The sequence below is a fragment of the Peribacillus sp. NPDC094092 genome, from assembly GCF_050279365.1.
Lineage (GTDB): Bacteria > Bacillota > Bacilli > Bacillales > DSM-1321 > Peribacillus.
Window position 1 is genome coordinate 1678503 of sequence record NZ_JBNNUC010000001.1, and the last position, 21537, is coordinate 1700039.

Genomic DNA, 21537 nt, shown 5'->3' on the forward strand with positions numbered 1-21537 from the left:
TGATACAAATAGTAAAAACATATTATTGGAGGGATTAAGATGAGAATAGGAATTCCAAAAGAGATTAAAAACAATGAAAACCGTGTAGCTATCACTCCAGCTGGGGTTGTGGCATTAGTCAATGCAGGTCACGAAGTATTAATCGAAATGAACGCAGGTCTAGGAAGCAGTTTTACAAATGAATCATATCAAGAAGCTGGTGCTGTTATAGTCGAGGACGCTGCTAGCGTTTGGTCAAGCACAGAAATGATCATGAAAGTAAAAGAACCTATCTCATCTGAATATAAATATTTCCGAAAAGATTTAATCCTTTTCACATATTTACATCTTGCCGCTGAACCGGCACTAGCTCAGGCCCTAAAAGAAAGCGGTGTCTTGGCCATTGCTTATGAAACGGTTGCAGTAAACCGCACACTTCCTTTATTGACACCAATGAGTGAAGTTGCAGGACGCATGGCTGCACAAATCGGTGCTCAGTTCCTTGAAAAAAATAACGGCGGCAAAGGAATACTCTTAAGCGGAGTTCCTGGAGTTAAACGTGGTAAAGTCGCTGTTGTCGGCGGTGGTATGGTTGGTACGAATGCTGCTAAAATCGCTATTGGATTAGGCGCAGATGTTACCATCCTTGACTTAAGCCCTGACCGTCTTCGTCAGCTAGATGACATTTTCGGAAATGAGCTGACTACACTTATCTCCAACCCTTATAATATTGCGGAAGCAGTCAAAGATGCCGATTTAGTGATCGGTGCTGTATTGATTCCAGGTGCTAAAGCTCCTAAGCTCGTTACTGAAGAAATGGTTAAATCGATGTCTCCTGGTTCAGTCATTGTCGATGTTGCAATCGACCAAGGCGGTATCTTTGAAACGGTCGACCACATAACAACACATGATAACCCTACTTATGTTAAACATGGAGTAGTGCATTATGCAGTGGCGAATATGCCAGGAGCAGTGCCTCAAACTTCTACAGTTGCATTAACTAACGTAACCGTACCATTTGCACTTCAAATTGCCAACAAAGGTGCCATCAAAGCAATCCTTGAAAATGATGCACTCGCCAAAGGCGTCAATGTAGCGAACGGTGAAATTACGTTCGAAGCAGTTGCCACAGACCTTGGCTACAACTATGTAAGTGTTGAAAATGCCTTGAATTCAAATAACATTAACGCTTAATAAAAAAATAAGACTCCAGACGCAATCTTGTCTGGAGTCTTATTTTTTTGGACGAGAATCTCGTTGAAGCTGTACTTCATCGAACAATATCTGGTCCAGGCCAGATTATCCGGCACTACTGGAATTTAACTTGCATAACGGCCGAATTATCAGCTCGGCCGGACCATTTTTCCGATTATAGCCCGAATTAAAGACGAAAATGATTTTAACGCGAATATATGCTTAAATTCCGTGATATGTAATTGGTATTTTGTCGACTTGGCCCCATATAATAGGCAAGATTTCCACTATATTTTATATGGGATCAAGTCTGTTTGTTCTTATTACCAATCTACTAAATAGAATATTCCTCTTAATCTATGAAGATTTTCCCAGGATTCATTATTCCTTTCGGATCCAATGCCTGTTTGATCGTTTTCATCACTTCGTAAGCTCCTCCATGCTCCCTTCGCTGATATTTCGATTTTCCAAGTCCTACCCCATGTTCACCCGTACATGTACCACCTTTTGTTAATGCATATTCCACGATTTCTTCATTTAACCTCTTCGCTTCTTTAACTTCTTCTGGATTTTTCAGATCAATCATGAACAATACGTGATAATTCCCGTCACCTACATGTCCTACAATTGCCCCCTCCACTTTGGATTGTTCGACTTTCTCCCTTGTATCCAATATGGCATTCGATAATTCATGAAGGGGCACACTTACGTCGGTCACCATCAGCTTTTTTCCAGGTGCGCTGTGAATGAATGCGTATGCGAGGTTATGGCGCGCTTCCCATAAGGCATTTCGTGCTTTTGAATCGGTTTCAAACTGTATATCGCCACAGCCATAATCACTTACGATTTCCTTGGCAAATTTGACGTCCTGTTCCAGTCCGGCAAAATTCCCATGAAACTCGAGGAATAAAGTTGGTTGGACATCATAGGATTTGTCCATGAATTGATTAACTTTTTTTATGGACTCGGCATCGACCAATTCAATTCGGGCAATCGGGATTCCAGCTAGCATGATCCCATTAACCGCAGATACTGCCTGTTCGACGGTTGGAAATGAGGCCCTCCCAGCCATTATGACTTCAGGAATGCCATATACTTTTAATGTCAGTTCAGTAAATACACCTAGCGTACCTTCCGAGCCGACAAACAAGCCATTCAAATGAATGCCTGAAGATGATTTTGTCGCTAAACTTCCAGAATGAATCACTTCACCGTTTGCTAAAACCACTTCCAAATCCCTGACTTGATCGCGCATGATCCCATATTTGACCGAGGTCGTCCCACTTGCATTCGTAGCTGCCATCCCTCCCAATGTAGCATCGGCACCAGGATCGACGGAAAAGAACAAACCGTATTTTTTTAATTCTTTATTGAGTTGCGTCCTTGTCACACCTGGTTGGACCTTCACAAGGAAATCATTTTCCCTGATTTCCAATATTTGATTCATCAAGGACAAATCCAGGGAAATTCCCCCTTTGACCGGAACGACATGCCCCTCCAAACTTGATCCCAATCCAAAAGGAATGACCGGAATTTCATGCTCATTCGCATACCGCATGACTGCACTCACTTCCTCAGTATCTCTTGGGTATATGACCATATCCGGTAAATGCGGAGTGTGGTAGGATTCATCATGGCTGTGCTGTTCCAATAAAGTTTCATTCACCGTTACTTGTTCTTCCGTGAGTATCTTCCTTAATTCTTCTATATGACCATTCATTATGCCGCCCCCTCTTTTTACCAAACATTCTGAAAATATCACACGAGATGAGATTGCCCCCTAATAGGCAATCCACCGTTCTTCACTTACCGAAACCTTTCGTTTTATCCGTGCAGGCCTTCATTGCTTGCAATATGCTGGATCTTAGCTGATTCTCTTCTAAAGACGCTACCGCAGCTATCGTTGAACCGCCCGGCGTGCAGACATCATCCTTTAAAGCAGCAGGATGTCTTTCCGTTTCCAGTACCATTTTAGCAGCTCCCATTACAGCTTGTGCTGCCATTCGATATGCTTGTTTCCGTGGAATGCCATCACGGACCCCTCCATCAGCCAGCGCCTCGATGAACATGTATACATAAGCAGGCGACGAACCGCTGATGGCCGGTACTGCGTCCATCAAATCTTCATGCAGGATTTCCGTTTTACCGAAACTATTCAGCAGTGCAGTCACATCCTCTATATCAGCATCGGTAATTTCAGCATTGATGCTCATGGCCGTCATGCCTTCACCGACAAGCGAAGGAGTGTTTGGCATCGTCCGGACAACCTTCACTTTTTTTCCGAAGCTGCCCTCAACTAAAGATATCGTGATCCCAGCTGCCATGGTAATGATCACAGCGTCTTCTTTCACATGATTCTTCACTTCTTCAAGCACTTGCTTATGCATGGCAGGTTGGATCCCTAGAAAGAGAAAGTCGGCAAAACCGGCAACCTCTATATTATCCAAAGTGCCTTTAACGTTATATTTCGTGGTGATTTTAGTTTTGGTTTCCACACTCGCAGTACTGACCATGATCCCTTCAGGTGAAATGACCTCTGAAAGCAACATGCCCTCAAGCATTGCCTCACCCATTTTGCCGCATCCAATAAACCCGATTTTTTTATTCATACCTTACACTTCCAATCATAAGTTCATCTATATTCCTTATTATATCGAATATCATAAACGGAAACACGTTGGAGATATTAATAAGGAAGGATTTGGTGGTTTCTGGTCGAATTACTTAGGTGTTATGGATGAACCTTTGGTATCCGCCTTTTTGCAAATGAAATTTTCAGTAAAAAAAACCGTTGACTAAATGGTCATTTCAGATTTATAATTTTGACCTACGAGTCACAAACGAAAAAGGAATATAGTTCCAGGAATGGAGAAATCGTATGCAAACGGAAAAAAGAGCGGTCAATACTAAGCTAGTCTTAACAGGATTGATCATTGGAATGTTTTTCAGTTCATTGGAACAGTCGATCGTCGGTACGACCATGCCGACAATTATCGGGGAATTGAATGGTTTTACCATCTTTGCATGGGTGACGACTGCCTATTTAATAGCCTCAACGACTGTTGTACCGATCGTTGGAAAGCTATCTGATTTATATGGGAGACGTTCCCTTTATCTGCTTGGTACGATCATTTTTACGATTGGTTCGTTTTTATGTGCCACAGCCACTTCGATGGAGCAATTGATCATTTATAGAGGGCTGCAGGGAATCGGCGGCGGGATGATCATGCCTTTATCGCAAACGATAATCGGCGATATATTCTCTGCCGAACAAAGAGCCAAATGGCAAGGTGTATTTGGAGCACTTTTTGGTTTAAGTTCCGTCATTGGTCCTTTTCTGGGCGGTCTGATCGTTGACCATATCAGCTGGCATTGGATCTTTTTGATCAATGTACCGACTGGCTTACTTTCTGCCATTTTGATTTATGTAGGATTGAAACATGAAGCCATAAGGAAAGCAGAGAAAGTGAATATCGATTATCTGGGGATTTTCACCTTGATTCCTGGTATTGTGCTGTTACTGCTGGGCTTGACCTTCGGTGGTGATAAATTTGAATGGTTATCACTGGAATCTCTCTTGATTTTCGGCAGTACCATTGTCTTCATTGCCCTATTCATCATTTTTGAAAGAAGAGCAGTCGAACCGATCCTTGATCTATCCCTTTTTAAAAACAGAGTTTTTTCAACTACGAATATTTTAGGATTCCTGCTTGGCCTTGGCATGTTCGGGGCGATCATGTTCGTACCGCTGTTCATGCAAGGCGTACTGGGAGTTTCACCAACAAAGGCGGGGTCGACCATGACTCCGATGATGATCGGTATGATTCTTTCCAGCATCATTGGCGGGCGGTTACTATTGAAATTCCGTTTTCGTACCGTGCTTACCTTTGGAATGGCCATTGCAACGCTTGGCTTCTTCCTAATGAGCATGATGGACGGCAGTACGACTATATTCACTGCGTATTCATTCATGGCCATCCTTGGAATAGGAATGGGTCTTGTCATGCCGACATTGATGATTGCCGTTCAAAACGAGTTTCCAAAATCCCAGCTAGGTTCGGTTACAGCTGCTTCGACATTCTTCCGATCCATAGGAGGAACGATGGGCATCACGATTTTGAACGCTGTCATGAATCACAATCTCCAGCAAAATATGGATGATGCGGTCGTAAGCCAAAAGGACCCTATATTGCATGAGGCACTGAAAGCATTAGCCGATAAAACGGATGCGCTATTCAATATCATGCTTTATCCGGAAAACCTTAAAATGCCGGCAGAAGTCAGCAATGCCCTTGTGAAAACGATTGAAAATGCTTGGATTGATGCATTCTCCAGCGTTTTCATCACCGGTATCTTTTTTGTTTCGGCGGGGATATTAGTGGCACTTTCCGTGGGTTCAGGCCGAATCAAAAGAGATCAAGAAACGGAAAAAGAATTAGGCTAAAAGTGTATGCCCGGAACCGGCTGATATATTCAGCCGGTCTTTTTAATCCCTTCATGTTTCTTTTTCATTGATAAGGGAATTTTACCTGTATGAGACTAAATGGAGTGATACGATAATGAACCATTCAATTTTACCTGCAGATTTTTATCAGCGGCCCACGCTTGAACTGGCAAAATCCCTTCTTGGCTGCCTCATTGTAAAAGAAACAGCGGAGGGAACCGCTTCTGGATTCATCGTTGAAACAGAGGCCTATATTGGACCTGGGGACAGGGCCGCACATAGTTTTGGAAATAGAAGGACAAAACGGACGGAAGTGATGTTCGGTAATTCCGGATTGATATATACATACGTCATGCACACACATACACTGGTCAATGTTGTAAGCGGCGGGCCTGAAAATCCGGAGGCCATTTTAATCCGGGCGGTTGAACCCTATTCCGGGCTTGAGTTAATGCAAGAAAGACGGGGAATTGCCGATATTCGAAAATGGACCGATGGACCTGGGAAGCTAACAAAGGCACTAGGCATCACCATGAATGATTATGGTCGATCTTTTACGGATTCCCCGCTATATCTTGCTGCCGGAAAAAAGCCCCAACACATATCCAGCGGTCCCCGCGTCGGAATCGACAACTCGGGGGCAGCAAAAGATTATCCTTGGCGTTTCTGGGTAACCGACAATCCGTTTATATCCCGTAAAAACCTAATTAATAAAGCTGTACAAAAAAATAAATCATGATTTTATCCCCTCTAAGTGAACTGTGTAAATTCCTTGGGTGTTACACAGTTCACTTAGAGGGGATTTTAGTTTGTCCGTAAGCATCCCGAAATCCATATCAACAAGTCGTGTATGATGCATGATGAATATTGCTAATCCTCAAAATGAACGGGGCTTAAACTGAAGCAAAGCTTAATTTTCCGAAAATTTTACATTGGATTATCCGAGTTCCATCCATATCCCATAATTCAACTCTCAGCCTATTACCCCGGTAATAATAAATTGACTTCCCTCCATTACGAACCTAATATAGTTAAGTCAGCAATATGGAAGGTGGTTTACGATGAACGTTCAGTCCCTTTTGCAAATGAATACAATTTTTATTAGTATCCTAATTGAATCCCTTCCCTTCATTTTACTGGGAGTCCTTATATCTGGAATCATCCAAATGTTTGTGTCAGAAGAAATGATTGCAAAGATCCTTCCGAAAAATCCAATTTTATCTGTTCTATCCGCAATAGGTGCAGGAGTCTTTTTTCTTGCCTGCGAGTGCGGGATCGTACCGATTACCCGCCGTTTGATCGCTAAAGGGGTTCCTCTTTCAGCGGCCATTGCCTTCATGCTTTCTGCACCCATTCTCAATCCGATCGTCCTGTTTTCTACCTATATAGCGTTTGGTAATAGCTGGAGCATGGTTTTCTATCGTGGCGGAATTGCATTCTTGGTCGTCCTGATCATTGCATGCACCCTTTCTTTTCAATTCAAGACAAATCAGCTTAAACAGGAACATATCGAACATATACATCAACATAAACTTACATTTAAAGACAAAATATCGGGGATGTTCAAACACTCGATTGAAGAGTTCTTTTCTGTTGGAAAATACTTGATCATTGGTGCTTTGCTGGCAGCTGCCATTCAAACCTTTTTGAAAACATCCCTATTGCTTGAAATCGGTCAAGGAAAACTATCCGGGAATGCAGTCATGATGGCTTTGTCCTATGTCATGTCTTTGTGTTCCCAAGCGGACGCCTTTGTTGCAAGTTCTTTTAGAAGTACCTTCTCGCCCTCTTCACTAGTTGCTTTTCTTGTATTTGGGGCCATGTTTGATATTAAAAATACGATCATGCTTTTAGGTACCTTCAAAACAAAATTCGTTTTATGTTTGATGGCCTATATATTTATTTCCGTCCTAGGCCTAACTTTATTGTTTATTTCTTAAAGAGGGTGTTTTATATGGGAAGATTATTCATATTACTTGGACTTACTTTTTTATTCATGCACTTACACGCCTCAGGGAATATATCGAAATACATTAATATGGAATATTCATATGTTTCACAAATTGCCATATTTATACTGGCACTCTTCACGTTAATGGGATCTTACTTATATTTTAAGGAAGGTAATCAAGAAGAAAGTGTTGATTGTCAGTGCGGACATGATCACTCACAGGAAAATAAGAAATGGAAAAGGAACCTTACCTACTTCCTATACTTCATTCCCATTTTAACCGGTCTCTTTTTGCCTGTTGCCACTATGGATTCCAATATTGTAGAAAAAAAAGGTTTTCATTTCCCAGTATATGAAGACTCAGATGAATATAGCCAGCATCAATTTCTGCAGCCGGATACGAGTCTTTATTATGGCAAGGATGACTATTTAACTTTAATGGATCATTCTCTCAAAGGCTTGGTTGATCGTGATAATCTTCAATTAACAGACGAAAACTACCTAACCGATTTAGAAGCCATCTATTACTCTCCTGGAAAGTTCACTGGCAAGCAAATAACGTTAACCGGGTTTTCGTACAATTCAAATGAGCTAGCCAAAAATCAGGTATTCCTGTTTCGTTTTGGGGTCATTCACTGTGTTGCGGACTCTGGGGTATTCGGTATGCTAATCGAATTTCCTGAAGGGATGCATCCTAAAAATGATGAGTGGTATTCCGTGACAGGTGAATTGGAATCCATTTATTATCAGCCATTCAAGAAAACCATTCCCCTGCTCAAAGTATCATCACATACTAAAATCGCTGAACCGGATGATCCCTACGTTTATAGACAATATTAAAAAAAGAATCATGGAAAGGTAAGGATATGTTATCCTTACCTTTCTTTTCAATTTCCTCGAATTCCCATTTAATGAAATGCTCTTTTTATCCATTTATGTGAATTTACAGAATGACCCTCTTGCATTCCAGCCAAAAACCGATAAACTTCCATTCCTCGGCAGCAAGATTACTAGAAAAATGGCGAAAAAGTTGAATTTTATTTATATGGGTCATGTTTTTTATATTCCATACCCTTATAATATAAATGCTACATATTTTTTTACCACATCAGGAGGAACTTTCCTAAATGAACAATTGTAAAAACTCTTTCATTCTTGCAGGTACTATTATAGGTACCCTAGTGGCGGGCACTTCCGCTTATGCCGGTTCTTATCAAGTTAAATCTGGGGACACCCTTGATGGAATCTCTAAAGCTAATCATACAACTGTCCAAGCATTAAAATCTCAAAACCATTTGACTAGTAACCTTATTTTTCCCGGCCAAGTCTTGAAGGTTAATAACCTTAACAACCATGCAGATAAAAATATAGATAAAACCGAAAAATATGTGGTTAAGCTGGGGGATACTTTATCAAAAATCGCTAAAAAGTATAACCTTTCCCTTAGTGCCTTGCTTAAATTAAACACTGATATTTCTAATTCGGATCGCATTTATATTGGCCAATCCATCCGTGTTTCCGGAAAAGCCCCTGCATCCAGCTCTACGGCTAAAAACAGCCCTTCCAGTACTACATATAATGTCAAATCCGGTGACAACCTGGACAAAATTGCTAGAGTCAATAATATGACTGTCAAACAATTAAAGTCTTTAAACCATTTGACTAGTAATCTTATTTTTCCCGGCCAGGTCTTGAAGGTTAATACCATTAATAACTATGCGAGTACGAATAATAGTAAAAATACAACAGAAGTTTATGTGGTTAAATTAGGGGATTCCTTATCAACAATCGCTAAAAGATATAACCTTTCCCTTAGTGCCTTACTTAAAATGAACCCTACTATTTCTAATTCAAATCGCATTCGTATCGGCCAATCCATCCGTGTTTCCGGGAAAACCTCGGCATCTGCAATTAACAAACCGTCCAAATCGACCAAGGCGGATCAAGTTTTGGCTGCTGGCGCTAAATATATGGGAGCCAGGTATGTTTACGGTGCGAGCACTTCACGCACCGATGCATTTGATTGCTCTTCATTCACATTAAGGGCATTCCAAAGTGCAGGTATTTCCTTGCCTCGAAATTCAGTGGCACAATCACACGTTGGCACCACTGTATCTTCAAAATCCCTCCAAAAAGGGGATTTAGTATTTTTCGATACCAACAATGATGGTGTAATCAATCATGTGGGAATTTATGCCGGTAATGGTCAAATGCTGAACGCTTCCACATCTAAAGGTGTCTCCTACGCTAACATCAACAGTTCTTACTGGGGACCTAGCTTTGTTAAGGCAGTTCGTGTACTTAACTAAATATTGATGGCAATAACCAATTGTTGGCTAAAAAATTAACTCTATAGACTCTGACAAAAGAGCAAAAAAGCGTGTTTTGATAAACTATCATAAACGCTTTTTTGCGTATAATAATGTCAAATAGACGCCAACTGGTATTATGAATTATTACCATTCGCATTTTTGGAATCCTATTCGCGCATTAACCTTTGCATTTCCACAATCGCATAATTGAGTTGATTACTGACACGGACTCCTTCCAAGCTTGATAACTCCTTTCGTTGGGCTATTTCATCCTTCTTTTTTCTATGATAGACAATTGTTTGTTGTAAGAACCAAGCTTTTCTTAATAACATTTTCATCACCCTGCTTTGACACATGTCTTCCTGTATTTCCACTTGCTACTTTTTCTTCAATATGATCTATGAATATTTGATTATTGTTGAGATTTTCTTTATTCGATTCTATTAACTGCGCTAATGATACATTTTTACGCATATTCATGCCCCCTTATCTACAGAAATTCCGACCGCAAAAAGAATACTTAGAAGAAATACATATTTCCCATTACTTCGTGACATCTTCATAATACTCTTGATTTAATCATTCTCGATTTCAATTTTGAAATGACATTGATCAATTTTGGTATTATCATTCTGGATATATCCTGATTAAACTTCCCATTTTTTTCTTGATCAGGCCATATAGATCTATAATAAGTACTACCTGTACCAATAAAAAAAGGCCTTCATAACAGAAGACCTTTCTTTAAAAATCTGAACGTTCTATTTTAACAAACCATGAAGGATAAGCAGTTTTCTTTTTAAACATGGTTCGGCGTGAGAACATTTCGAACATGGCATTACATTAGTTTCTCTTGCTTTTCAAGATACTGCCTCATTTTTTGCAAATATTCCGGGGCATCCATTTGATCTTTCACGACCAATTCTATAAGGCAAAGTTTATCGGCGTTCTGAGCATTTGTAATGGCATCATCCAATTCACCATTCGTCTCGACTCTTGCAGTAAATGCCTCTTGACCAAACGCTTCAGCCAGTTTTGTATAATCCCACTCTGGTATCTCGTTGTATTTCTGCTTTTCTATATCGACTTTTACGTTCAAGAATTTTTCTATCGTGTACCCGTTATTGTTGAGAATAAACACGATGGGTTTGCAGCCGTTCTCCAGCATCGAGCTTATTTCCTGTGCTGTCAGCTGTATCGAGCCGTCCCCGGTAAACAAAAGAACACGCCGGTTTCTATCCGCTATACACGCACCGAAAGCTGCGGGCGTGGCATAACCGATGCTTTGCCAGCCTCCTTGAGCTATGTAGGTCGCCCCTTTCGGCAACCTGACCTGTGCCATGCCATAAGAGAATGTTCCTGTTTCCGTGACCACAATGTCATTTTCTTTCAACATTTGCTGAATTCGAGGATAATAGGAAGCCGCCTTCAGTGGTGCTGATGGGTCTTCCACCATTGTGTCATACGGAAACGAGATGTTCCCAGCAGGCTCGTTCTGCCGGTAACCAATGTCCTGGAGCGCATTTAGAATTTCCTCCGCCCTGACATTCATATAACTGGCTTCCCCCACTTTTAATGTGTCAGGTTGAATTTCCACCATTTTCAACGGGTTAAGCTTTGCTGTCCCTTTGGAAGTATTGACGTCTGACCAAACAGCACCAACGGCTATGATGAAATCCGCTTCTTCAACAGTCTGAGTTACATCCTTACTTCCGAAAGCTCCGCCGTATACACCAATATACTGGGGATGGCTCTCATCAAACCCGCTTTTTCCCTGCATTAACGAAGCAACTGGAATATTTAACCTCTCAGCGAGCTGCAGTACGGGTTTCTGCAAGTTATATCGAAGTGTTTTCGCGTCGACAAGCAGAACCGCTTTATTTACATGTTCTAACATCCCTTTTATATGCTTCACTGCTGACTGCAGCGCATCTACATTCGTTTTGGCCGCATTTTCAGAAGTTTCACCGTGAGAAAGCAACGGTTTTTCAACAAGATCGATGGCCACTACCAAATAAACGGGCTTTTTCTTTTCTTTCGCGATTCGGATTGCAGCCGGTATCTCCCTAGCTGCGTTTTCTGGGGTAAGAATTGCCGTATAACTGGTGATATGCTCATAAACCTTACGGAAAACATCAAAATCTCCATTCATTAACGTATGATGGGCAAGCTCCTTCTCCTGTTGCATCATGGACTTTGGCGAGCCGACAATATGTATGAGCGGCACATTTTCACTGTACGCGCCAGCAATTGCATTACATGCGCTCATTTCACCGACACCAAAAGTCGTGATGAGTGCCGAAATCCCCTTCACACGGGCATAAGCGTCCGCAGCGTATCCTGCATTGAGTTCATTTCGTCCATTAATAAACTCAATCCCATCGTAATCTTCCAAAGTATCTAGCAATGAGAAATTATAGTCTCCAGGCACACCAAAAATCTCTGTAATGCCTTCTGCTTTTAAGCAATTGTATAAATATCGTCCCAAGGTTCTTTTTTCAGCCAAGTCAATCACTCCTTCAATCGATTACTCTCTACTTTATTTATACCCAAACATAAGCAGGTTAACCGTAAATATCCATATAGGTGGGTTCACTACTCTATTACTCTAGTTTTAGCTTTGATGAATGAAGTGAGTGAGTGAGTGAGACTCTCTCAGGCAGGGCTCTTATAAAAAATGATTCAATTCCAAATCGAGATATCTGAAAATTCTTGATTCCACCCCTAATTTTGATTTATATTTGAATCACCGGAAAAGTGGATAAGGGGGAAAATGATGAGTGATAACAATGTCAAAAGAGTTTTGGAATGCATCATCAACACATCCAATAATAATATTACCGTGACCGATGAAAAAGGATTTATTTTATTCACGAATCCTAACCATTGGTGGATATATGGAATCGAACCGGAACATTATCTTGGAAAATCCGTTTACCAGCTCGAAACGGAAGGAATCCTTTCACCTTCGATTTCCGCCATGGTATTGAAAGAGAAAACACCTGTCCAGATCATGCAGCATACGAATACGGGAAAAATCGTCATGTCGACAGCCTATCCCATCTTTGATGATGATGGTGAATTGATTCGTGTCGTCAGCTATGCCCAAGATCAAACTGAAATCAGGAACCTCCAGGATCAGTACGGTCAATTGGAGAAAAAGATTCAAGAATACCAATCGGAGGTCGAGGAACTTAGGGAACAAGAAGAGCTGATCTATCGCAGCAAGGAAATGCGGCAAATCGCCAAAACGATACACCGTGTTTCCAAAACGGATGCGACAGTCATGCTTCTTGGTGAATCAGGTGTGGGAAAAAGCGTATTTGCCCGTCGGCTTCACAATCAGAGTTACCGCAGCAAAGAGCCATTCATCGAAGTCAACTGCAGTACCATCCCTGAGAGTCTCTTTGAATCTGAAATGTTTGGATATGAAGCGGGATCCTTCACCGGAGCGCAGAAGCAGGGGAAGCAAGGGCTGGTAGAACAAGCAGATAATGGGACCTTGTTTCTGGATGAAATCGGGGAGCTTCCGCTGGATATGCAAGTTAAATTATTAAATGTCCTGCAAGAGAAGACTTTTAAAAGAGTGGGCGGAAAAAAAGAGCATAAGATAGACTTTCGGCTTGTAACGGCAACCAATCAAAACCTTGAGGAAATGGTGGAAAAGGGAACATTCAGGCTTGATTTGTATTATCGCTTAAATGTGATTCCCATCCAAATACCGCCATTACGAGAAAGAAAAGAAGATATTGCCATCTTAATCAATCATAATCTCGATATCATCAACAAGAAATACAAATCAGATAAGAAATTGCACCCCTCCACTTACGAAATACTGATCCAGCATAAATGGTCAGGAAACGTGCGTGAATTGGAAAACCTGATTGAACGGCTCATCTTGACCTCGGAAGACTCCATCATTTTCCCTGGCTTTCTCCCCTCCCATTTCCATGGACAAGAATCTTTTGAGAAAATAGATGATACCCTAATGATTGACGATATGTTGGTTGATGATACTGACCTCAATACCGCCCTCGAGCAAGTGGAAAAATGGATGATGATGAAAGCGAGCAAACAATGTAAGTCCACATATGAAATGGCTAAATTCTTAGGGATCAGCCAGCCTTCCGTCGTCAGGAAAATGAAGAAATATAAAGGTCATCTGCCCATTAAGTAAAAGTGAACTGAAAGAAACCATGAAAATAGGAGACCATCGCATGAAGGTCTCCTATTTCTTACTTATTTGATACGCCTGCAGATTCAAATGTTGCCATTTCTTTAATGACCAATGTCGCTGCTTTAAGGATGGGGTATGAAAGGGCAGCCCCTGTTCCTTCCCCGATTCTCATTCCCACATCGAGGATCGGCTCCTTGCCAAGCAGTTCTATGGCCGTTCTATGACCAGGTTCTGCAGATCGATGTCCGACGAACATATAATCGGCTGCACGTCCGGAAATCAAGTTTGCCAATACAGCAGCCGTGGTTGTAATGAAACCATCAACGAGAATGGGTATACGGTTATTCGCTGCAGCTAGCATGGCCCCTGACATACCTGCAATTTCGAACCCGCCGATTTTCATCAAAATATTGATTGGATCATCCGGATCAGGGTTTCTTAGTGAAATCGCCTCCTCAATTATTTTTCGCTTATGTATAATGCCTTCTGACTTCAATCCTGTTCCCTGCCCCACTAGTGATTCGACGCTTTTCCCGCTTACTATGGAGATGATGGCGGTACTGGAAGTCGTATTTCCGATTCCCATTTCACCAAGAATCAGGCAGTTCGCACCACGGGCAATCATGTTCTGTGCACGGTCATATCCAATTTCAAGCGCTTGAATCACTTCTTCCTTTGACATCGCCTCTTCCTTATAAAAGTTTCTCGTTCCATTGCGGATTTTTCTAGAAGTTAACCCCGGTGCTTCGATATCTGCATCGATCCCTATATCGACAATGTCCAAGTAAGCATCTATTGCGCGGCTTAATACATTGATGGCAGCACCGTCATTCAGGAAATTAAGTGCCATTTGTTCCGTCACTTCTTTTGGATAAGCCGAAATCCCTTCTTCCGTAATTCCATGGTCGGCCGCAAACACGATCACCCCCGGTTTCGAAATGTCCGGAAATGCCTCTCCTGTCATTTTGGCCAGTTCGATTATCCATTCTTCAAGCTTTCCTAAGCTTCCCTGAGGAACAGTCAGTGAATCGACATGTCCTTTAACCTGCCGTCCCATTTCTTCATCCAGCTTCGGGATGGAGATGGCAGCTAACCCATTCATCATATTAATCCCCCACAATCCAAAATCAAAAACCTTAACCACAGGAAAAGGTTCTTATCCATCATCTGCTATAAATACAACTTAGTCCATATCATAATTATCCTCTTGGTTTTCCTTTTACTTCGGCACTCCCATTTCATTTAATGGGTAGATACGAAATTTCACTTTGCCCACAAGTGATTTTTCAGAAATGAAACCAAATCTCCTTCCATCCCAACTATTCCTTCGATTATCCCCCATGACAAATAAATGACCGGCAGGTACCCTGGATTTCCCAAGTAAATCACTAAGGGTGAAATTCTCCGTCAGATTTTCTTCAGGTGGAATTTCCCTTTTTTTTGTTTTCAAATATGGCTCTGTATACTTTTTCCCGTTGATATATAAAACATCATTTTTCATTTCAACGCTGTCACCGGGTAAACCGATCACCCTTTTTATATAATTCTCTTCCGCATCCGGAGCATAAAATACGACCATATCGAAGCGCTCCGGTTTTCCGATTTTAGCTACCACTATCCGGTCATCATTTTCATAAGTCGGTTCCATTGATTCACCTTTTACCGTAACTGGTGAAAATAAAAACTGTTGGCAAATGAACACGATCATTAAAGCGAATAAGATAGATTTCAACCATGAGAACACTTCACTTTTCATATTCTTCATAAGGACTCCCCCCATCCATTGTGAACGGCTTTACCAACTGTAATTGTTATATTTCTTGAAGCCCCAAAATAATTCTTTAGCTCTCTTCATCCATTATGCTTGAGTTTGCATTCGGTGATTTTTGAGGAGATATTCCGAAAGAAATATGTGGAAAAATTGTATCATATCATTTTATCGCTTGCGAGAATAATCATTTTTACTAAAAGGAGTAGAGAGCAGTTCTCAAGTCATGAAAAAAGGATAGCGAGTTTTAGCTATCCTTTTAACAAAGTACAAATATTGTTCCAAAACCTTAGTATTTATTCCAAGTCAAAACAGTATCAAGTGGCAAACGGACTTTTTCAAAGCCGGCTTTAGTTCCTTTTCCAATGGAAATTAACATGACAGGTTTGAAGTTTTCCGGTACATTGAATGCATTCACAAATTTGGCTTCATCGAACCCACCCATTGGGACTGTATCGTATCCTTTCGCTTTGGCAGCTAACATGATCTGCATGGAAACCAAGCCGCCGTCAATCATGGCTACACTTAAAGCCTTTTCAGCGGAAAAGTTGCCGTAATTATGCATAATTGAGGCTACATATGGCTCTTTGATTTCATTCTTCATGATCCCTTTAGTGACTAATTCACCATAAATCCGCTCTGCATTTTTATAACCTTCTATGTCAGCTAAAACGGCAATGACAGCAGATGCATCGACGATTTGTTGTTGGTTATTGGCAATGGGGAGCAATTCTTGTTGTGTTTGCTTATCTTGGATCACAAGGAATCTCCATGGCTGTAAGTTGGAAGAAGACGGTGCTTGGATCGCAATATCAAGGATTTCGCGAATTTCCTCTTCAGTCATCACGTATTCAGCATCGTATTGGCGAACAGATCTCCGTTCTTTTGCTACCGTAATGAAGTCCGTATCATTAAGGACTTTGGGCTTTTCAAGCGGTATATTCAATTCTTTCGATTTATTTAGGTACTCTTCCTTACTCATTATATTTTTTGTCATTTATAATGACCTCCATTTAACTGTAATTAATACAGGAACAGTATATAACGCATACTGTTCTTTTGTCAAATACAGTTTAAGAAAAACGAAACCATGCCAGTTTCGTTTTTCACATTATGATTTTGAAAGTAAATCAGCAATCGTCTTCTGCTCCAAGCCTTGTATAATCCAGCTCTCCATCTCATTTTTCAATCCGCATAAAGCTTCACGAGAAGATGGTTGAAAGCATTTCTTATCATTCACATCAAGAAAGCCCTTTGAAAAAGGTTCGGATTTAATTGCAGCGTATATATCCGCAAGAATGATTTGTTCGGGATTTTTGGCAAGTGAATATCCCCCATCCCTGCCTTCCTTTGCTTTAATCAGCCCTGCCTTCACTAAATTACTTAATATTTTTCTTAGAAAACCTGACTCCGAATCAAGCTTATCAGCCAATTTATTACTATTGCATAATCCATCATGATCAGCAAGAACAAGCAGTGCTTGTACCGCAAGACTAAACCACATTATACTGGAAACCTTTTCTGACATTTCTTTCACCTCTCCCCTCTACTTTAAACTATTTTTCGATGAATATACAACGCTGCATCGAACAAACCTGCCAAAAACTCTTTTTAATGAACAAAATCGGGAAGACCCTTTTTGGAACGATGAATCCGTCACCAAATCTATCCATACGATACATTCTTTTCCCCACGCCGAAAAAATAAATAGACAATTTACTTGTCTTACAAATTATTTCTTTAGAAATATGGTAAACTTACTTAATAGAATATCTCAGGAAGTGGATGAATGATGTTGAAAACAATAAATGAACAAATGGATAAAATCATGCCCCTCATCACTCCGTTAAGCGTGGTGATTGGGGTGCTATTGGCCGAACATTTAATGGATTACACCTTTCTTGTTCCATGGATATTCGCCTTCATAACATTTTCCGGAAGTTTAGGCTCCAACTTTAAATCTTTGCAACAGGCCGTCACCCACCCTTTACCTGTTTTCATCGTATTGCTCATCCTTCATATGCTCATGCCTATTTGGGCTTTTGGTCTCGGCCACCTAGTGTTTCGTGGCGATGCTTTCACGATTACCGGCCTAGTCCTGGCTGTAGTGATTCCAACCGGTGTCACCAGTATGATCTGGGTATCCATTTATAAAGGGAATGCCATACTTGCCCTAACCATCATCTTGATCGACACCCTACTCTCGCCATTCATAGTTCCTTACAGTGTCTCCCTTTTTGGAGGCGGTTCGATCGAAATGGATCTGGGGTCGATTGTGAAAGGATTAATTGGTATGGTCGTTCTTCCCTCCATGCTTGCCATGTTCTTGAATCAGGCTACAAAAGGGAAAATACAATATACACTTTCCCCCCGCTTAGCTCCATTTTCCAAGATAAGCGTTGGAATCGTAGTCATATTGAACAGTTCAAAAATTGCTCCTTACTTAACCCATTTCGATAAGAAATTAATGATCATGGCCTTCCTGGTTTTGTTCATAGCTGCTTCAGGGTATGCCCTTTCTTGGATGGTCGGTGCATATTTAAGATGGGATAAGGAGGATATCATCACCTTGACATTTACAGGCGGTATGCGGAACATCAGTGCTGGAGCCGTTCTTGCAACTGCCTATTTCCCTGCTGCCGTGGCTGTTCCCGTTGTACTTGGCATGCTGTTTCAACAAATGCTTGCCTCCTTTTTTGGCTATGTCATGGAAAGGCATTTCCATCGTGGTGTGAATGAAGGGTAAACCCCAGAATGATCATTTCCCAAGCATCCTTTTTCCCTTTCATTTATATTCCCATTATAATAGGTAAGTGGAACATATTTACATGATTATCCATTACAAATCTTGGAGGTAATGAGGATGAAAGTTGTTGCAATAGTGGGAAGTATTCGTAAGGAGTCTTACAACCTTAAGCTAGCAAAATATATTAAAACTAGATATCAAGATCGGTTTGATCTCGAAATCTTGAACATTCGGGATTTACCTTTTTATGATCAAGATATTGAAAATGACCCTCCATTGGTTGTAAAAGAATTTAAAAGCAAAGTGGCCGATGCAGATGCGGTCTTGTGGGTAACACCTGAATACAATGGTACGATTCCAGGGGTATTGGGCAATGCAATCGATTGGTTATCACGCGTTGATAAAGTCTTGATCGGCAAACCTTCATGGATCATGGGTGCGTCAATGGGGCAATTAGGAACGGTTAAAGCTCAATTGCATCTGCGTGAGATCCTATTCGCTTTAGGCATCTCCTCCCCGCTCCTTCCCGGAAATGAAGTGTATGTTGGTGCAGTGCATGAAAAAATCGATAACGAAGGCAGGCTCACACATGAGTCGACTGTCCAGTTTATCGATACGGTCGTCGATAACTTCATCAGCTGGTATAATCATCACACTCGTTAATGCTTTTTCAACAAGAATCCCAGCAGGAATGATCCTGCTGGGATTCTTGTTGCATCAAATTAAACTAAATTCATCCTCTTCCAGCTTGGAATGCAGGGTATTTTGTCATTCCTCCGTCAGCGAATAGAGTGATGCCCGTTACATAACTGGACTCTGAAGATGCCAGCCATGCAGCAACAGCGGCAATTTCTTCGGGCTTTCCGATATACCCCATCGGAATCATGCTTTCAAGATCTTTTTTCTTTTCGGGATCTTCAAGCTTGTCGGCATTTATAGGCGTGGCGATGGCTCCAGGACCAATGCTGTTCACACGGATTCCTTTTGGCGCATATTCAAGAGCAAGGGTTTCCGTAAGCAGCTTCACCCCGCCCTTGCTTGCCGCATAGTGAACGAATAAAGGCCAGGGAATCATCTCATGTACACTGGACATGTTTATAACATTCCCTTTAATATCGTTTTCGACAAAATACTTGATTGCTTCACGGCACCCCAGAAAATTTCCGGTTAAGTTGGTATTGATCACCCTATTCCAGTCGCTTAACGGCATCTCGTGAGAAGGAACCGGATTTTCAATCCCTGCATTATTGATGAATATATCTAGTTTCCCGAAATTCTTTATCGCTGATTGAACAAGGTTCATCACATCTTCTTCAATGGTGACATCGCCTTTTACTGCAATGGCTTCCCCACCATTTGTTTTGATTTCTTCCATTACACTATCCGCTTCCTCTAATTCAGTACGATAATTAACCACGACCTTTGCCTTTTCCTTAGCAAAGCGAATGGCCATCGCTTTGCCTAAACCAGTGGATGAACCCGTTATAACAACGACCTTGCCTTCTAAATCTGTATACATATAATCACCCTCCAATTAACTTTTTGCCAACCCGAGCATAATCCCAGCTATGATGATCAAGATAATTCCAATCACAATTCCAATTAGTTGGCGCTTCGTTTTCTTTTCACGTAAAATGATGATCCCGCCAATAGTTGAGATGACTATGCCCATTTGCGAAAGGGAAAAACTAGTAGCCACACCCACACGGGGCTGGGATATGAATAAAAACATGTTCCCTGCTGCCCATATCAATCCCGGAATGATATTGCGAATCGTATATTTGTTAAACGGTTTATGTTTAAAAGTCAATAACAGACCGCCTATCACCATCCCTATCGCTTGAGGGAACAACGCTGACCACCCGTCAACATCAAAAAGACGGGCCACGACCACATAAACCAAATAACCGAATGTCGAGATGAGGAGAATAATGATTCCTTTTTTCAAGTTTCCCGACTTGCCCTCTTTCGATTCTTTATCTTCCAAGGAGGTCAAGACGATTCCAATAATAATGAAGACTAAAGCCAAAACACCTAAAATAATCGCCTTCATTGTAGACCATTCGTTAAAAACTATGACCCCGAATAAAGTGGTTGAAATGAGCTGCAATCCTGTTGATATTGGCATGGTTTTGGAAACTCCCATTAAATCAATGCTCTTAAGCTGATTAGCTTGTCCAACGGCCCAAAACAATCCAGATACGACTCCGACTCCAAACACCAGGAGTGACAACTTAATATCTGCGAAAATATAAACACCGATTGAAAAAATCAAGGCGCCAATTGTTGTCCCTAATGTTTGACTATAGGGCCCACCCCCGAGTTTCACATTAAATAAAACGATGCTTCCCCAGAATAATGCCGGCAAGAGAGCTAATAATATATCCATTTACAACCCCCATATATGTAAGTTCAAAACTAAGCAGGAAATTTCATTATGTCTTCTTAATATGTTCGCATTATTTGAATTGACCCTTGGTAATTTTATGAAGGTTTCCCCTAAATTAGTGTTCAACACAAAAAAAAGGGCTGCAGACGCAGCCCTTTTTAATGATACCGATTGATGCTAACCACCATGTTGGTGATGTTGCATGTCCATTTCCGAATCATCAGCGACTTTGAAATAATCACTTTCCCAAACAGCCGTCGTTCGGATAATGTTGATGGAGAACAGGAGGGTCAGATAAAAAGGAGCAAATCCCCTCCCACTATCGGATTCTTCTACACCTCACTTTTTATATAAAAAGTCACAAAGAATATACTGGCAAGGTAAATCAGATCCATCGAAACTAGCATGAAAGTTTGTGAATGAAGAGGCAGCATGGCTCCCATCAGAGTTGTTGATAGAGACTCCATAACTGCTGTTAAACTGAATGGCCTTCCGAGGATTGATGCCGCCACTGCACATATTCTGATGGATAGGACGGTTACTAGGCTTTTTCAAAAGCCGGAAAGGTTTAATTCTT

Annotated in this window: 19 protein-coding genes; 9 read left to right on the forward strand and 10 right to left on the reverse strand. The window is 41.2% G+C overall.

Features of this window, described 5'->3' with window-relative positions; all coding sequences use genetic code 11:
• The first annotated feature begins 39 nt into the window (after window positions 1–39).
• Window positions 40–1173 carry an alanine dehydrogenase gene (gene ald / locus ACQKNS_RS08065; protein ID WP_076367639.1) on the forward strand — a complete coding sequence of 378 codons (1134 nt, stop codon included), beginning with the start codon at window positions 40–42 and terminating at the stop codon, window positions 1171–1173.
• Window positions 1174–1525: 352 nt separating this feature from the next.
• Here ald and ACQKNS_RS08070 read toward each other — a convergent pair whose 3' ends face one another.
• On the reverse strand, window positions 1526–2893 hold the full coding sequence (locus ACQKNS_RS08070) for an FAD-binding oxidoreductase (protein ID WP_427641949.1): 1368 nt from the start codon (window positions 2891–2893) through the stop codon (window positions 1526–1528).
• 82 nt (window positions 2894–2975) lie between these two features.
• Window positions 2976–3782, reverse strand: coding sequence for a pyrroline-5-carboxylate reductase (gene proC, locus ACQKNS_RS08075; protein ID WP_427641950.1), 807 nt, complete (start codon window positions 3780–3782; stop codon window positions 2976–2978).
• Window positions 3783–4051: 269 nt separating this feature from the next.
• Here proC and ACQKNS_RS08080 point away from each other — a divergent pair, with 269 nt between their 5' ends.
• The 5 genes from ACQKNS_RS08080 to ACQKNS_RS08100 all read left to right on the forward strand — a co-directional run bounded on the left by ACQKNS_RS08080 (window position 4052) and on the right by ACQKNS_RS08100 (window position 9877).
• Window positions 4052–5617: an MDR family MFS transporter gene (locus tag ACQKNS_RS08080; protein WP_427641951.1), complete on the forward strand. Its 1566-nt coding sequence runs from the start codon at window positions 4052–4054 to the stop codon at window positions 5615–5617.
• 115 nt (window positions 5618–5732) lie between these two features.
• On the forward strand, window positions 5733–6356 hold the full coding sequence (locus tag ACQKNS_RS08085; protein WP_427641952.1) for a DNA-3-methyladenine glycosylase: 624 nt from the start codon (window positions 5733–5735) through the stop codon (window positions 6354–6356).
• 322 nt (window positions 6357–6678) lie between these two features.
• A complete protein-coding gene (locus ACQKNS_RS08090) occupies window positions 6679–7557 on the forward strand; it encodes a permease (RefSeq protein ID WP_427641953.1) in 879 nt (292 codons plus the stop codon).
• Window positions 7558–7571: 14 nt separating this feature from the next.
• Complete coding sequence (locus ACQKNS_RS08095; protein ID WP_427641954.1) at window positions 7572–8408, forward strand: TIGR03943 family putative permease subunit; 837 nt, start codon at window positions 7572–7574, stop codon at window positions 8406–8408.
• A 287-nt stretch (window positions 8409–8695) separates the two neighbouring features.
• Window positions 8696–9877, forward strand: coding sequence for a LysM peptidoglycan-binding domain-containing protein (locus ACQKNS_RS08100; RefSeq protein ID WP_427641955.1), 1182 nt, complete (start codon window positions 8696–8698; stop codon window positions 9875–9877).
• A 285-nt stretch (window positions 9878–10162) separates the two neighbouring features.
• On the opposite strand, the gene ACQKNS_RS08105 is transcribed toward ACQKNS_RS08100, so the two are convergent.
• Window positions 10163–10354: an FbpB family small basic protein gene (locus ACQKNS_RS08105; RefSeq protein ID WP_427641956.1), complete on the reverse strand. Its 192-nt coding sequence runs from the start codon at window positions 10352–10354 to the stop codon at window positions 10163–10165.
• Window positions 10355–10718: 364 nt separating this feature from the next.
• On the reverse strand, window positions 10719–12386 hold the full coding sequence (locus ACQKNS_RS08110; RefSeq protein ID WP_427641957.1) for an alpha-keto acid decarboxylase family protein: 1668 nt from the start codon (window positions 12384–12386) through the stop codon (window positions 10719–10721).
• A 270-nt stretch (window positions 12387–12656) separates the two neighbouring features.
• Between ACQKNS_RS08110 and ACQKNS_RS08115 the strand changes: the two genes are divergently transcribed.
• A complete protein-coding gene (locus ACQKNS_RS08115; RefSeq protein WP_427641958.1) occupies window positions 12657–14057 on the forward strand; it encodes a sigma-54 interaction domain-containing protein in 1401 nt (466 codons plus the stop codon).
• 58 nt (window positions 14058–14115) lie between these two features.
• Here the strand turns inward: ACQKNS_RS08115 and cobT are convergent, their stop codons facing one another.
• The 4 genes from cobT to ACQKNS_RS08135 form a co-directional block, all read right to left on the reverse strand.
• Window positions 14116–15162, reverse strand: a complete 1047-nt coding sequence (gene cobT / locus ACQKNS_RS08120) for a nicotinate-nucleotide--dimethylbenzimidazole phosphoribosyltransferase (protein ID WP_427641959.1) — start codon at window positions 15160–15162, stop codon at window positions 14116–14118.
• A gap of 114 nt (window positions 15163–15276) precedes the next feature.
• Window positions 15277–15822: a signal peptidase I gene (gene lepB, locus ACQKNS_RS08125; protein WP_427641960.1), complete on the reverse strand. Its 546-nt coding sequence runs from the start codon at window positions 15820–15822 to the stop codon at window positions 15277–15279.
• 292 nt (window positions 15823–16114) lie between these two features.
• Complete coding sequence (locus tag ACQKNS_RS08130) at window positions 16115–16822, reverse strand: nitroreductase family protein (RefSeq protein WP_427641961.1); 708 nt, start codon at window positions 16820–16822, stop codon at window positions 16115–16117.
• A 114-nt stretch (window positions 16823–16936) separates the two neighbouring features.
• On the reverse strand, window positions 16937–17353 hold the full coding sequence (locus ACQKNS_RS08135; RefSeq protein WP_427641962.1) for an Rrf2 family transcriptional regulator: 417 nt from the start codon (window positions 17351–17353) through the stop codon (window positions 16937–16939).
• A 264-nt stretch (window positions 17354–17617) separates the two neighbouring features.
• Between ACQKNS_RS08135 and ACQKNS_RS08140 the strand changes: the two genes are divergently transcribed.
• Window positions 17618–18571: a bile acid:sodium symporter family protein gene (locus tag ACQKNS_RS08140; RefSeq protein WP_427642170.1), complete on the forward strand. Its 954-nt coding sequence runs from the start codon at window positions 17618–17620 to the stop codon at window positions 18569–18571.
• 117 nt (window positions 18572–18688) lie between these two features.
• The gene (locus ACQKNS_RS08145; protein ID WP_427641963.1) at window positions 18689–19234 is read left to right on the forward strand and encodes an NADPH-dependent FMN reductase; all 546 of its coding nucleotides are present in this window, start codon (window positions 18689–18691) and stop codon (window positions 19232–19234) included.
• A gap of 70 nt (window positions 19235–19304) precedes the next feature.
• Here ACQKNS_RS08145 and ACQKNS_RS08150 read toward each other — a convergent pair whose 3' ends face one another.
• Both ACQKNS_RS08150 and ACQKNS_RS08155 read right to left on the reverse strand, forming a co-directional pair.
• Window positions 19305–20090, reverse strand: a complete 786-nt coding sequence (locus ACQKNS_RS08150; protein ID WP_427641964.1) for an SDR family oxidoreductase — start codon at window positions 20088–20090, stop codon at window positions 19305–19307.
• A gap of 15 nt (window positions 20091–20105) precedes the next feature.
• Window positions 20106–20960 carry a RhaT/GlcU family sugar-proton symporter gene (locus ACQKNS_RS08155; protein ID WP_427641965.1) on the reverse strand — a complete coding sequence of 285 codons (855 nt, stop codon included), beginning with the start codon at window positions 20958–20960 and terminating at the stop codon, window positions 20106–20108.
• Between the last annotated feature and the right edge of the window lie 577 nt (window positions 20961–21537).

What these genes read in the sequence shown, in the direction of transcription:
- ACQKNS_RS08095 (WP_427641954.1), top strand. Translation starts at nt 7,572, where the DNA reads ATGGGAAGATTATTCATATTACTTGGACTTACTTTTTTATTCATGCAC.
- ACQKNS_RS08135 (WP_427641962.1), bottom strand. Translation starts at nt 17,353, where the DNA reads ATGTCAGAAAAGGTTTCCAGTATAATGTGGTTTAGTCTTGCGGTACAA.
- ald (WP_076367639.1), top strand. Translation starts at nt 40, where the DNA reads ATGAGAATAGGAATTCCAAAAGAGATTAAAAACAATGAAAACCGTGTA.
- proC (WP_427641950.1), bottom strand. Translation starts at nt 3,782, where the DNA reads ATGAATAAAAAAATCGGGTTTATTGGATGCGGCAAAATGGGTGAGGCA.
- ACQKNS_RS08155 (WP_427641965.1), bottom strand. Translation starts at nt 20,960, where the DNA reads ATGGATATATTATTAGCTCTCTTGCCGGCATTATTCTGGGGAAGCATC.
- ACQKNS_RS08070 (WP_427641949.1), bottom strand. Translation starts at nt 2,893, where the DNA reads ATGAATGGTCATATAGAAGAATTAAGGAAGATACTCACGGAAGAACAA.
- ACQKNS_RS08105 (WP_427641956.1), bottom strand. Translation starts at nt 10,354, where the DNA reads ATGCGTAAAAATGTATCATTAGCGCAGTTAATAGAATCGAATAAAGAA.
- ACQKNS_RS08150 (WP_427641964.1), bottom strand. Translation starts at nt 20,090, where the DNA reads ATGTATACAGATTTAGAAGGCAAGGTCGTTGTTATAACGGGTTCATCC.
- ACQKNS_RS08100 (WP_427641955.1), top strand. Translation starts at nt 8,696, where the DNA reads ATGAACAATTGTAAAAACTCTTTCATTCTTGCAGGTACTATTATAGGT.
- cobT (WP_427641959.1), bottom strand. Translation starts at nt 15,162, where the DNA reads ATGATGAATGGGTTAGCTGCCATCTCCATCCCGAAGCTGGATGAAGAA.
- ACQKNS_RS08085 (WP_427641952.1), top strand. Translation starts at nt 5,733, where the DNA reads ATGAACCATTCAATTTTACCTGCAGATTTTTATCAGCGGCCCACGCTT.
- ACQKNS_RS08140 (WP_427642170.1), top strand. Translation starts at nt 17,618, where the DNA reads ATGTTGAAAACAATAAATGAACAAATGGATAAAATCATGCCCCTCATC.
- ACQKNS_RS08130 (WP_427641961.1), bottom strand. Translation starts at nt 16,822, where the DNA reads ATGACAAAAAATATAATGAGTAAGGAAGAGTACCTAAATAAATCGAAA.
- ACQKNS_RS08115 (WP_427641958.1), top strand. Translation starts at nt 12,657, where the DNA reads ATGAGTGATAACAATGTCAAAAGAGTTTTGGAATGCATCATCAACACA.
- ACQKNS_RS08145 (WP_427641963.1), top strand. Translation starts at nt 18,689, where the DNA reads ATGAAAGTTGTTGCAATAGTGGGAAGTATTCGTAAGGAGTCTTACAAC.
- ACQKNS_RS08090 (WP_427641953.1), top strand. Translation starts at nt 6,679, where the DNA reads ATGAACGTTCAGTCCCTTTTGCAAATGAATACAATTTTTATTAGTATC.
- lepB (WP_427641960.1), bottom strand. Translation starts at nt 15,822, where the DNA reads ATGAAGAATATGAAAAGTGAAGTGTTCTCATGGTTGAAATCTATCTTA.
- ACQKNS_RS08080 (WP_427641951.1), top strand. Translation starts at nt 4,052, where the DNA reads ATGCAAACGGAAAAAAGAGCGGTCAATACTAAGCTAGTCTTAACAGGA.